We start from the raw sequence: 12,937 nt of genomic DNA, 5'->3' as shown, positions 1-12,937 counted from the left end.
TTAAATTGCTCACTCATTAATTATTGTTTGCAGCTCTGTTATGTGCTCGCCAGCTCTGTGCCTCGATAAAAACTTTACGGACATCCGCATGTGTTGTTCTGATCTGTCGCTCCATTTTGGAAATAACATTTTCCAGATCTTGCGATGTTACATCATCTTTAAAGTCCAGGGAGAGAGTGACAAGAATATCCATTGGACCATTTTGCAACGAAAGAATTTCATTGGTTCTGAGAACTTGGGAATGCTGGGCAATAATGCGACGGATCGATTTCTCAATTTCCGGATCTGCCCCCTCGCCGATTAAAAGCCCCTTTGTTTCATATGCTAAAACCCATGCGATGGCAGCAAGCAAAATACCAATAACGACGGATGCAACACCATCAAGTTCAGGAATATCCAACCACAGCCCCAAGCTTAATCCTATCAAGGCAACCATAAGCCCCAACATGGCAGCCGAATCTTCAAGCAAAACGGCAAAAATTGACGGATCCTTACTTGCAGCAACGGCCGCAAAATAATTTCGACCTTTAACGGAGGTTTTGAATTCTTTAAAGGCGATATACCAAGCTGCACCTTCAAATATCAGAGCAGCGCCGAGGACAACAAAGTTGATCATTGGGTTTTGTATGGGTTCTGGTTCCATAATTTTATGGATACCTTCGTATATGGAAACGCCGGAACCAATAGCAAAAACCAATAAGGCAACCACAAAAGCCCAGAAATATAGCTCACGGCCATATCCATAAGGATGTCTCTCATCAGGGGAACGTTTTGCACGGTGTAATCCGTAAAGCAAAAGACCTTGATTGCCAGTATCAACGGCAGAGTGGATTGCTTCGCTGAACATTGCAGAGCTACCCGTATAAGCCGCTGCAATCGCCTTGGTTATCGCAATCAGACCATTTCCGGCCATTGCAGCAAAAATTACCATTTTGGATGAATTCCCGGCCATGTCTTTTCCCTTTAATCATGATCAAGTTCTAGGCCGGTTATTGTTGTGGGTCCGGTTGTATGACTTGGTTCGGTTCTTGTTATAAAAATCAAATAAGATGCGACATAATAAGCAACATATGAGAAGGTTCAATCACCTTCTTTGGTTATCTAGCTTTGGCTATCTGGTTTTATTTGTTTTTTCGTGCGGATTTATGATGTCCAATAGAATTAAAAGTAAAATTAAACCCCTCTTTTTCTGTCTTGCTGGTTTGTTTCTTTGCGTGTTGCTTTTGGGATCAGGAATGTTCTTTTGGTTGCGTGGCTCTCTGCCGCAACTAACAGGTAGCATCCAAATGGATAACTTGCAGGAAAAGGTCGACGTTATTCGCGATGCAAACGGACTGGTAACCATCAGAGCTCAAAATCCAAATGATGCTTATCATGCACTTGGCTTTGTTCACGCCCAAGACAGGCTTTGGCAGATGGATTTTATGCGGCGAGCAGGCTCTGGCCGTTTATCAGAAGTGGTTGGAGAAGCAACTCTTAATATTGATCGGTTTATGCGGACATTAGGGTTTAGAGAACTCGTTGAAGCAAATTATGCAGCGTTACCTATCCGAGTACAAAATGCCTTTAAATCCTATAGTGATGGCGTTAATGAGTATATCGACAATCACGCATCAATACTTTCACCAGAATTCCATTTGTTAAATTATCAACCTGAAGAATGGAAGCCGACAGATTCCCTGTTGTGGGGACGATTAATGGCACTTCAGCTTTCCGATAATTTTAATCTTGAGCTCTTGCGCCAAAGGCTTTTAAAACATCTTCCTGTCGAAGAGATTGATGCCTTTTGGCCAGGGGATAACAAAGACCCGGCGATTATCCGGCAGTTTGATTTGTCAAAAGCTGTTCAGAAAGAAATTTTTGCTGATAAACATCCTCTACCCTGGTCTTTGGCACCAAAAGATGCATCGAATGCATGGGTTGTTTCTGGCGACAAAACAATCACAGGGAAACCAATTCTGGCGAATGATCCACATCTAGCTTTGGATGCGCCAGGGCCCTGGTATTTGGTACGGATAGAAACACCGGATTACACCTGGGCCGGAGCAACATCACCCGGTGTTCCTTTTCTTGTGCTTGGGCATAACAATCATATCGCTTGGGGTTTTACAACGACGCACGGTGACACACAGGATCTGTTTATTGAAAAGCTCAATCCGGATAATCCTAATCAATATCTGACACCTGAAGGATATGAAAATTTTGAGGAAAACACCGAGACAATTTTTATCAAAAACCGGCCCTCTCAGGCGTTTCCTGTGCGTAAATCACGTCATGGTCCCATCCTGTCATCCGCGTTAAATAATTCCAGTAATAAATCAGACGGTCATCTCTTGGCGCTAGCGTGGACTGCATTACGCAAAGACGATCTGACGGCTCAGGCACTTTATGATATTAATTACGCGAAGAATTCAGATGATTTCTTGCGTGCAGTTCAAAATTTTCATTCTCCGCAACAAACATTGGTTATGGCTGATCGCCAAGGCAATATCCAATTAATGGCACCGGGACGCGTTCCTATTCGTAATCAAGGTGATGGCCGTTACCCCGTTGCTGGTTGGACAGGAAACAATGACTGGATTGGTATTATTCCGCAAAAGGATTTGCCGCAGAGTTTAAATCCCCAAAATAAGAAACTGGTTACAGCCAATAATAAGCTCGTTGATGGCGATTACCCCTATCTGGTCGCAAAGGATTGGCCGAATTCCTATCGTGCGCGTCGCATACATCAGCTGCTTGATAAAAGTAATAAACTATCCGTCGAAGATAATCAGGTAATTCAAATGGATACGCTATCAATTGCCGCGTTAGAGGTTCTAGACATATTATTAATGACACCTGCCGTTGATCCAGAAAGTGAGGTTATAAAACAAAAACTTTCCGATTGGGATGGGCGGTTAACGTTGAATGCAACAGAACCCGTGATTTTCTACCATTGGATCTATTGGCTAAATCAAGCCGCTTTTGGAAATCTTCCAACAGACGCCAGTTCGTTCCAAACACCAGATATCTTAAGGCTACAAAGACGATTGTCTGCAAAACCTGATTCCTGGTGCCGATATGGTGAAAAACTCGCCAATGAAGAGAACTGTGTCGCCCAGATGACAGAAAGCCTGCGCCGAGTTGCTTCTAATTATGCGCTACAGAAAAATGATCTTTCTTGGGGAGAGTTACATTCAACAAGTTTTCAACATCAAATTTTTGATAGAATTCCAATTTTAGGTGAGCTATTAAAACTAAAGATCGCCACACCCGGTGGACATGACACGATAAATCGTGCAAGTCCTTCCATGAAAAGTGGCGGTTTATGGCGTTTTCCGAATGTTCACGGGCCCTCTTTCAGAGCTGTTTACGATCTTGATGATCTGGATAATTCAAGATTCTTAATCGCAACGGGGCAATCGGGTAACCCACTGTCTAAGTTTTATGGTAATTTTCTATTACGTTGGCGTGATGGAAATTATGTAAAACTGGATGGCACAAGCACAGAAAACAAAGTTCAACGCTTAACGTTGAATGCAAAGAATACAAACGAAAACTAAATAAAAAATATTAGGATTGATAGGGTGACAGTAACAATTGAAGATATTCGCCAAGCGGCGGATGAAATACGTGGTGAAGTGGTTAGAACACCCTTTGTTCATGCAAAGCGGCTCTCTAAAATACTTGGTTGCGAGCTCTACCTTAAATTGGAAAGCCAGCAGTTTAGCGGATCGTTTAAAGATCGTGGTGCACTTTATCGCATTAAGAATTTGACGGATGCACAAAAAGAAAAAGGTGTGATTGCCATGTCTGCGGGCAATCATGCGCAAGGTGTTGCTTTACACGCCAATCGTATGGGAATACCAGCCACAATTGTTATGCCGGAAACGGCTCCCTTTAGTAAAATTGAACGTACCCGTGCTTTGGGTGCCAAGGTTATCCTTTCAGGAGAAACGCTAGACGATTCTCGCAAAGTTGTTGATGAAATCGTTGCAAAAGACGGATTGACCTTTGTTCACCCTTACGACGATGAGCACGTGATTGCCGGTCAGGGAACGATTGGTTTGGAAATGCTGGAAGAACAACCCGATCTGGACGCAATTATTGTTCCTATTGGCGGCGGCGGTATTCTGTCTGGTATCTCACTGGCTGCAAATGCAATTAATCCTGGTGTCAAACTGTATGGTGTCGAAGCAAACTTGTTTCCCTCTATGTCTCAGGCCATAAAACATCAACCTGCGACCTCTGGCGGATCAACAATGGCTGATGGCATCGCGGTTAAAGAACCCGGTATCATTACTCGTGAGATCATTGATAAATTGGTCGAAGATATTTTTCTGGTCGATGAAAGTCAGATCGAAACAGCTATCCTGACCCTTGTAGAAGAGCAAAAAGTTGTTTCAGAAGGTGCCGGGGCAACAGGGGTTGCAGCAATTTTGAATAACCCGGAAAAATTCAAAGGTAAAAAAATTGCGACAGTTATCTGTGGCGGTAATATTGATGCGCGTATGTTGTCTGGTTTGTTGATGCGCGGTCTTATGCGTGATGGTCGTTTGGTTCGAATTAGAACAGAAATGGTTGATCAGCCTGGTCTTCTCGCCAAGATTTCGAGTGAAATAGGCAAAGCCCGCGGCAACATTATCGATGTAATGCACCAGAGACATTTTTATGATGTGCCCGCAAAGATGGTCGAAATTGATTTTATTATAGAGACCCGTGATAGCGAACATGTTGATGAAATTGTGGAATGCCTGAAGGAAATGGGTATCGCAACAAGAATTTTATCTTCCAGATCAACTGATTAAATCATATTGTTGATCTAAACTAAAGGGGGCAAAAAGCCCCTTTTTCAATCAGTATCTTGTCAGTTATCAACGGTATCCTTTCAATTTTTGAAAGGATATTCGTAATGAAGAACAATCACAGACAATATCACCACAACAAAAATCAACCTAACCAAAACCACCAGAGTAAAATAATTGCCGTCGTATATTTGTCGGCTTTTTTTGTTTTTAATAATCAAGCAATTTCTTCAGAGCCAAGCTTCAAAGAGGTTCCCTGTTCTGCTTTTGCTGATGAAGATGATTTGATGACTTTTGCCTTCTGGCTTGATGGTTATATTACTGGTGCTCAGCAAAAGCCGATCTTTGATCAGGAAGCGATAGAACTTCTCTTGGAGATCACCTTAACGTCTTGTCAAAACAATCCGGAAAAGGCAGTGTTTCAAATTGTTAGCAACTTAAAATCATCATAAGTGAAGCCTCATAATGTTTGATAACCCCAAAAGACCAAACCGACTTTCTTTTGCAACCCGTACAATTCATGCAGGTCAAGAACCTGATCCAAGTACAGGGGCTATCATGCAACCAATTTATGCAACGTCAACTTATGTGCAGGATGGTTTAGGGACAAACAAAGGCTATATGTACAGTCGCACAGAAAATCCGACGCGACAGGCATATGAGCGCTGTATTGCTGATTTGGAAAGCGGTCACTTAGGTCTTGCTTTTGCATCTGGCTTGGCTGCGATAAGTACAGCGCTGGATATACTGGATAGCGGTTCTCACGTTATTGCTATGCACGATCTTTATGGGGGAACGCACTGATTATTTCGTGATGTACGCCCTCGTTCTGCAGGACTTGATATCGATTTTGTCGATTTAACCTCAATCGATAATTTAATTACGGCGTTAAAACCGGAAACAAAGATGATTTGGATTGAGACACCAACTAATCCACTCCTCCAGTTGGTTGATCTGCAGGCTATTGCGGTCATTGCAAAGCAACATGGCATTATTACTGTTTGCGATAATACTTTCTGCTCTCCTTGGGTCCAACGCCCGCTAGAGTTGGGCATTGATATGGTTATGCATTCAGCAACCAAATATCTGAACGGCCACTCAGATATGATTGGGGGCATTCTTGTTGTCGGGGAAAATGCTGAACTATGTGAGAAGATAAAGTATTTACAAAACGCGTTGGGGGCCATTCAAGGACCCTTTGATTCTTTTCTGGCGCTCAGAGGCTTAAAAACATTGGCATTACGGATGGAACGTCATTGTCATAATGCGCTCGAAATTGCGAGTTTTCTGGAAAAACAGGATCAGGTTGAAACGGTGTGGTACCCTGGACTACCAAGTCATCCTCAACATACACTCTGTAAGCAACAAATGAAGTCTGGCGGTGGTATCGTAAGTTTCACGCTCAAAGGCGGGCTGGAAGAGAGTAAACGTTTTCTGGAACGAGTTGAACTCTTTGCCCTCGCGGTTAGTTTGGGCGGTGTAGAGAGCCTGGTTGAACATCCCGCTTCCATGACCCATGCTGCCGTCTCACCTGAACACAGACAAGTAATCGGTATAACAGATAATCTTATCAGATTATCTGTTGGAGTTGAAGATGTGGATGATTTAATTAACGATCTGGAATATGCATTTAATTGTTTAAACATAGCAACTTAAAAGGAAATATTAATATTTCACTCGATATGAACGCCGCGATATTTTCCACGAAAATACAGCAGTGGATCACCTTCATTTTGGATAAGCGTATCTTCAACTTTACCGACAATGATAATATGATCGCCTGCGTCATATTGCGCGTGCACCGTACAGTCCAGATTAGCCAGACAGCCTTCCAGTATGGGCACTCCAGTTTCCAATGAACGTGTTTTAACACCTTCCCAACGTTCTTCGGAAAAAGCAAACCGATCCGAGATATCTTTTTGCCCGTCAGTTAAAATATTAATGGCAAAGGCGTCAGCTTCATTGAAAGCTGGCAGACAGTTTGATCGCTTATCAATACAGAACAAAATCAAAGGCGGTTCAAGTGAAACAGAAGAAAATGAGTTAGCAGTCAACCCGTGGGGGATGCCTGATTTATCTCGCGTTGTGACAACAGTCACACCAGTCGTAAAATTACCTAAAACTTTGCGAAACTCATTAGAGTTAAAAGCCATTACCGAGTACTCTATATATTAAATTATTCTGTATTTCTTGCCTTGATAGGCGTAACGGCACCCTACAAACAAAGTAATACGGAAAACAACTGAATTTTTGTATTCCCGTTCACATTACCTACAAAAACGCTAAAGTATTCTGAAAGCGACCTCTTTTTTTATGTCATCTTCTCAATTCTCGCCAAAGTTTGTTTCTCTGAATTGTCTTGCTTGTAAGCTTATGTAAAAGCCGATAGAGGAACAGTTTTACTTGTTGAAGTGTAGTAGTGAGTTCAAAGGTCATGTCTCGTATTCAAGCCAATCTTGTGTTGTTAGTTGCTGCGGCAATCTGGGGGTCAACGTTTGTTGTCCAGCATGTATCGATGGATATTATTGGCCCAATGAGTTTCACTTCAACACGGTTTCTTCTTGGATTTCTTGTTGTTTTGCCACTGGCTATAAGAGAATGGCAAAAAAAGAAAAAAACACTTGAACATAAATCTTTTTGGGTTGTTACAAAAAAAGATTTATGTTTGATGATTATGATTGGTGTCATACTTTTCACGGCAACAATCATCCAGCAATATGGTATTATTCATACGAGTGTTACCAATGCTGGCTTCTTAACAGCTCTCTATGTTCCGATGGTTCCGTTGCTTGGCCTGATTATTTTCCGCAAAAAGCCACACTGGATTACCTGGATTGCTATTGCATGTTCATTTTCAGGGACAACGCTTATAAGTGGCGTCGATTCAAGTTTGCAGCTGGGATATGGGGATGCGCTTATTCTGACTTCGACCATTTTCTGGGGACTGCACGTTCTCTTGGTCGGATTGGTAGCCGCGCGCACAACTATGCCCTTAACCCTTGCTGCAATCCAGTTTGTAGTTTCGGCAATAATTGCTGCCGTGTTTGCTGGTGTCATGGAAACCTTAACCCTCGAAATACTCAAAGATGCCTTCTGGTTTATTGCCTATGCCGGTATTCTATCTGTGGGTATTGCCTTTACGCTTCAAGTTGTAGGGCAATCTCATACACAACCCGCTGATGCAGCCTTGATTTTAAGTATGGAAACCGTTTTTGCAGCCATTGCAGGGGCATTGATACTGGGTGAAAGGCTGGAAATTAACGGTATGATTGGCTGTTCTCTCATTTTAAGTGCTATTTTAATGGTTGAAATTTTACCAATGCTTCTTCGAAAACACAGACGTTTTAGCTAAGATCAAAATATTCATATAAAATTTGAGGATTATTTAACTAGTTTTTACAGATAATTACGACTTGTTAACCTTATTCCGTGATGATGTGAAATATAGGTTTTAATCAGGAATCGAACTTCTGTCATGACAGTTATTGTAGGTCTCATCGTTGTATGTGCGTGTGTTGTCGGTGGATATATGGCCGGCGGCGGACACATGGGGGTTCTTTGGCAACCTTTTGAATTTGTAATCATCCTTGGTGCTGGTATGGGGGCTACGGTTTGTGCAAACTCGAAAGCCACACTAAAAGGAATTGGTTCTGCTTTTGGTCGTATGATTAAAGGTCCGGCATACAAAAAAGAAGATTTTCTAGAACTTCTTTGCTTGCAATATCAGATTTACAAATTGGCCAAGACCAAAGGTATGTTGGCTCTTGAGCAGCATGTCGAGAACCCTGAAGAATCTGCTCTCTTTTCCCAATTTCCAAAGTTTCATGGCGATCATCATGCAGTTTCTTTTGTCTGTGATTATCTTCGTTTAATGAGTCTCGGGGCTGATAACCCTCACGAAATAGAAGGTTTGATGGATCAGGAGCTAGAGGTACACCATTTGGAAGACGCCAACGTTGGTGGCGCCCTTGCTGGATTGGGAGACGGTCTTCCGGCTCTAGGGATTGTGGCTGCGGTTCTTGGGGTTATTCATACAATGGGTTCTATTAGTGAGCCTCCTGAAGTTTTGGGTAAACTTATTGGCGCTGCACTTGTGGGAACCTTCTCGGGTATCCTTGCTGCTTATGGTTTTGTGTCACCTATGGCTTCTGCTTTTACAAAAGTTGCAGAAGAAGATTCCAGATATTACGAATGCTTGAAAGCGGGTTTACTTGCTCATATGGCAGGTAATGCCCCGACGGTTTCCGTGGAATATGCCCGGAAAACACTTATGTCTCACGTTCGACCAAGTTTTTATGAAGTAGAAGAAGCTGCCAATGAACTTCCCGCGCCGGGTTAAGAGCTTTGATCAAGGTTCATAATTTCACCTAAATTTTCATATATCAATTTTAAAGCTAGTTAATCTGGAAAAGAACAATGGCTGAGGAAGCTCAAGGCGAAGTTATAATAAAAAAGGTCAAGAAAGGTGGACACGGTGGACATCATGGTGGCGCCTGGAAAGTTGCCTACGCTGACTTTGTGACTGCAATGATGGCCTTTTTTCTTCTTCTCTGGTTATTGAATGCGACGACAGAAGAACAAAAACTCGGCATCGCCGATTATTTTGCCCCCTCTTCCAATATTTCAAAAGCAACAAGTGGATCAGATGGATTATTAGGCGGCCGATCAATTTCCGCAGACGGTGCCTTGGTTTCTGACTTTTCAAGCATTGGTGTGCAAATGCAGTTGCCACCGGAAGAAGAAAGCGATGAAGTTGATCCCAATGCAGAAAAAGATCCTTTAAAAGGCGAAGGCAAAGCGGACGAAGAACAATTGGAAGAATTTCGACGCGAACAAGAACAAAAACAGTTTGAAGAAACGGCTGTTGCTTTGAAAACTGCAATTGCGGATAACTCGGATCTTGCCGGGTTGGAAGAGAATCTGCTTATTGATAGAACGCCGGACGGACTGAGGATACAACTAGTTGATCAAAATGGTACATCAATGTTCCCGAGTGGCGCTTCGAATATGCTTGATCACACGGAAAAGATTTTAGGGTTGGTTGCTGATGCGATTAAGGATATCGATCAGCAGATCGCAATTAAGGGGCATACTGATGCAACACCTTATAAAACAGCCAACGGCTATACAAACTGGGAGCTTTCTTCTGAGCGGGCAAATGCCAGCCGGCGTGCCCTTATCAATGCTGGCTTAGCAACTGATCGTGTTTCATCTGTTGAAGGTTTGGCTGCAACGGAACCTTTTGATAAGGAGAATCCAACGGCTGAGATCAACAGACGAATTTCGATTATCCTTTTGAAAGATAACGATGAAGTTTTAAAGAAAAAGATGGATCAAGGGAAAACTATTGATGTTAATAGCATCACATCGGACCCAACATAGAAAGATACTGCTATAAATCGTATGGGGCTACATCATAGTAGAAAATAAGTCTTGTTGTGTTAATCTTGCCGAGTAAATCTTGTATTGTGCCTCAGATCCTCTTATTTATATAGAATGACAGATGCACAAGCCGTAGGCTTTAATAAAGTAGCGCAAAAACTAAGATTTGGCATTCGCCCATCAGATACAAGGGGTGTTCTCTTTGATCGCTGCTTTGCCTATATCATTGATTTCATTATTCTCGTTGTCTTAGGACTTATCGCTGGCTTCATTACTTTTATGCTAACGATCCTCTCTTTTGGAATTCTCTCGCCCCTGCTCGCTTTATTATCCTTTCTTCCCCTGCTTTATCACAGTTATTTTTTGTCTCAACAAGGGGCGACACCGGGCATGAATGCAATGGGGATCAAGATGATCACCATGGACAGAAAACCAGTAACTCTGGTTCATGCTCTATTGACCACAATTATTTTTTATCTGACTGTTCCGGCAACAAGCTTTTTGGTTCTGCTTGTTGTTTTTTTCAATGATGAAAAAAGAACTCTACACGATCTTTTGACCAATACGATCGTTGTGAACGACGAAATTCCCGAAGCTACGATTGATGAAATTTTAAGATAATTCTGACTTGATTATCATCTCATATCGACGAAGATCACCAAGTTCCTGTACCTCCATAATTTAGCCTTATTACCGCTTAATAAATCTGTCACCTTTTCATCTGGTCTTATCGGGTTTTTCTCGGTAATAAAGACGTGGAATTTTTATCAGATTACTATTGAGAAAAACAAAAATGCAGCGTGAACTTCTTGGAACAGAGTGGCAGGTTAAAAAACTGACCATTTTAATCGCTTTGGCTGTTCTTATCGGACTTTCGTATATCTGGGCACCGACAAGTGAACTTTGGCACGCTGTAAGTGTCGATTTCTTTTGGGCAGTTAATGCTACTTTGACTTGGGGAGAGCCCTGGCAGATCTTTTGGGCAGCAACAAATACGCCAGTATTTGACAAATTGAATGGACTTATCATGGCGATCCCATGCCTTTGGTATGTTATCGGTGATCGTAGCAGGCCTCTTAGCCTCCGTTTAAGTCATATGCTGGTGATGGGTATTGGTATTGTTGTTGGTGTCTATTTCGCCAAACATGCTTTCAGATCCTATGAGTCTCTCAGCCCTTCTTTAATTTTCAGCGACACTTTCAATAATTTGAATGAGCTGGTTCCATGGCTAGAAGCTAAAGTAAGTGCCGATGACAGTTTCCCTGGGAATCATGCTGTTGTGGCCGGGATTTATGGTTTCTTTTTCTATTTTGCGATAGGCCGTAAATATTTCTGGCTCGCTTTGCCAATTGCTATTTTGGGTGGCACTGCCCGTGCCGTTGCTGGTGCACACTGGTTATCTGATCTGCTTGTTGGCGGTGCAATTCATATTCTTCCAATTATGGCTTTAACTTTTACGATTCCTGCAATTCGCTGGACGGAAAGCTTTTTGAATACACTGGCCGACGTTTTAGTTCTGAATTTACCAACTGCGCTGACACTTCCCTTTGTTAAGTTGGCTCGAAAATTAGCTTGAGATTAAATTTACAGAAGATAAAACTGGAATAAGTTTTTGAAATGTTAATATCAGGACCGTTGACCATGTGCAGCGGTCCTGTTTATTCTTTGGCCTCTTTATTCTTTAATCGATCAAAGTCGATAATTATAGTGTTTGATATATGGTATTCACAAAACCGCAACTCTTCTTCACAACGCCTCCTGCGCCTTGCCCTTATAAAGAAGGTGAAGAAGAACGAAAGCTGGTTACCGAATTTTCAAATCATGAAGCTATTCAGCAATACGATTTACTTATAAAAGCTGGCTTCAGACGCAGTCATAATTATCTCTATCGTCCTATCTATAACAATCCTGACTATTGTCTTTCTGTCCGTGTTCGTGTCGACAATTATAGGATGACAAAATCTCAACGACGGATTTGGAATAAAAATCAACCCCTAGAAGCTAAAGCCTATAAAGCCGTCGCGACAGAGGAACAGTTTGGTCTCTTTCGTTCCTATGTACAGCAACGCCATAGCGATGGTGATATGAGCGATATGTCCTGGGATGATTATAAGGATATGATTGAAACCAGTCCTATTGATTCAGAGATTATAGAATTCAGAGCTGTAGATAACAGCCTCGTTTCAGCCTGTTTGGTTGACTGGGTTTATGATGGAGTTTCCGCCGTTTATAGCTTCTTTGATATTCGCCAATCTGACAAAGGTCTTGGGAGTTACATGATCTTGTGGCTTTTGGATGAAGCTAGACGCAGAAAGCTCCATTATCTCTATTTGGGATATTGGATTAAAGAATCTCAAAAGATGGCATACAAATCCAAATTCACCCCGCTCGAAGCTTTCCAAGGCGGTGCCTGGACAGAGTTATCTCTTTCTTCAGATCTCTGAGACTTTACTTAGGACTGAGATAATCCATTTTTATACTCTTTATTTGTTTTTTACCGGTGGCTTTTTAATTTTCTGAGGGTATAGGAATAGATACTTCAGGGCCTATTTGATGATAAATTTACCTTATCCAATTGTTATATATAGGTTATGCATAAATTTAAGTGCCATTATGCAATAATACTATCCGTAAAATGACAGGATTTATTGCGCTCGCGAAGTAACTTGCTTATTCTGTGCCTCACGTTTTTGTTACTAATCCATAATATTCCTAAATTGGAAATATCTCAGCAGGGAGACAATTTTAATGAATCGTAGAAAGTTTTTAAC

11 protein-coding genes and 1 pseudogene are annotated in these 12,937 nt (G+C 41.9%); 10 read left to right on the top strand and 2 right to left on the bottom strand.

What is annotated here, in order from left to right; all coding sequences use genetic code 11:
- Positions 1-16: 16 nt before the first annotated feature.
- Positions 17-952, bottom strand: a complete 936-nt coding sequence (locus WH96_RS17730; protein WP_047765573.1) for a cation diffusion facilitator family transporter — start codon at positions 950-952, stop codon at positions 17-19.
- Between the two features lie 283 nt (positions 953-1,235).
- Between WH96_RS17730 and WH96_RS17725 the strand changes: the two genes are divergently transcribed.
- From WH96_RS17725 to WH96_RS17710, 4 genes and pseudogenes are all read left to right on the top strand, one after another.
- Complete coding sequence (locus WH96_RS17725) at positions 1,236-3,542, top strand: penicillin acylase family protein (RefSeq protein ID WP_053006117.1); 2,307 nt, start codon at positions 1,236-1,238, stop codon at positions 3,540-3,542.
- Positions 3,543-3,566: 24 nt separating this feature from the next.
- Positions 3,567-4,787 (top strand): threonine ammonia-lyase, encoded by a 1,221-nt coding sequence (locus WH96_RS17720; RefSeq protein ID WP_047765572.1) that lies wholly within the window; start codon positions 3,567-3,569, stop codon positions 4,785-4,787.
- A 56-nt stretch (positions 4,788-4,843) separates the two neighbouring features.
- Entirely contained in the window at positions 4,844-5,236 is a 393-nt protein-coding gene (locus WH96_RS17715; protein WP_162200169.1) for an HdeA/HdeB family chaperone, read from the top strand.
- A 13-nt stretch (positions 5,237-5,249) separates the two neighbouring features.
- A pseudogene (locus WH96_RS17710) lies at positions 5,250-6,440 on the top strand (trans-sulfuration enzyme family protein).
- Positions 6,441-6,457: 17 nt separating this feature from the next.
- Here WH96_RS17710 and WH96_RS17705 read toward each other — a convergent pair.
- A complete protein-coding gene (locus tag WH96_RS17705; RefSeq protein ID WP_047765570.1) occupies positions 6,458-6,937 on the bottom strand; it encodes a flavin reductase family protein in 480 nt (159 codons plus the stop codon).
- A 281-nt stretch (positions 6,938-7,218) separates the two neighbouring features.
- Between WH96_RS17705 and WH96_RS17700 the strand changes: the two genes are divergently transcribed.
- The 6 genes from WH96_RS17700 to WH96_RS17675 all read left to right on the top strand — a co-directional run bounded on the left by WH96_RS17700 (position 7,219) and on the right by WH96_RS17675 (position 12,610).
- On the top strand, positions 7,219-8,136 hold the full coding sequence (locus tag WH96_RS17700; protein ID WP_047765569.1) for a DMT family transporter: 918 nt from the start codon (positions 7,219-7,221) through the stop codon (positions 8,134-8,136).
- A 123-nt stretch (positions 8,137-8,259) separates the two neighbouring features.
- Positions 8,260-9,123: a flagellar motor stator protein MotA gene (gene motA, locus WH96_RS17695; protein WP_047765568.1), complete on the top strand. Its 864-nt coding sequence runs from the start codon at positions 8,260-8,262 to the stop codon at positions 9,121-9,123.
- A 77-nt stretch (positions 9,124-9,200) separates the two neighbouring features.
- A complete protein-coding gene (motB, locus tag WH96_RS17690) occupies positions 9,201-10,166 on the top strand; it encodes a flagellar motor protein MotB (RefSeq protein WP_047765567.1) in 966 nt (321 codons plus the stop codon).
- A gap of 114 nt (positions 10,167-10,280) precedes the next feature.
- Positions 10,281-10,787: an RDD family protein gene (locus WH96_RS17685; protein ID WP_047765566.1), complete on the top strand. Its 507-nt coding sequence runs from the start codon at positions 10,281-10,283 to the stop codon at positions 10,785-10,787.
- Between the two features lie 172 nt (positions 10,788-10,959).
- Positions 10,960-11,742 (top strand): phosphatase PAP2 family protein, encoded by a 783-nt coding sequence (locus WH96_RS17680; protein WP_047765565.1) that lies wholly within the window; start codon positions 10,960-10,962, stop codon positions 11,740-11,742.
- 142 nt (positions 11,743-11,884) lie between these two features.
- Complete coding sequence (locus tag WH96_RS17675; RefSeq protein WP_047765564.1) at positions 11,885-12,610, top strand: arginyltransferase; 726 nt, start codon at positions 11,885-11,887, stop codon at positions 12,608-12,610.
- The last annotated feature ends 327 nt before the right edge of the window (positions 12,611-12,937 follow it).

The sequence above is a fragment of the Kiloniella spongiae genome (assembly GCF_001026905.1).
Taxonomy (GTDB): Bacteria; Pseudomonadota; Alphaproteobacteria; order Kiloniellales; family Kiloniellaceae; genus Kiloniella; species Kiloniella spongiae.
The sequence above is the reverse complement of the archived record's forward strand: the minus strand, read 5'-3'. Positions and strand labels throughout refer to the sequence as shown.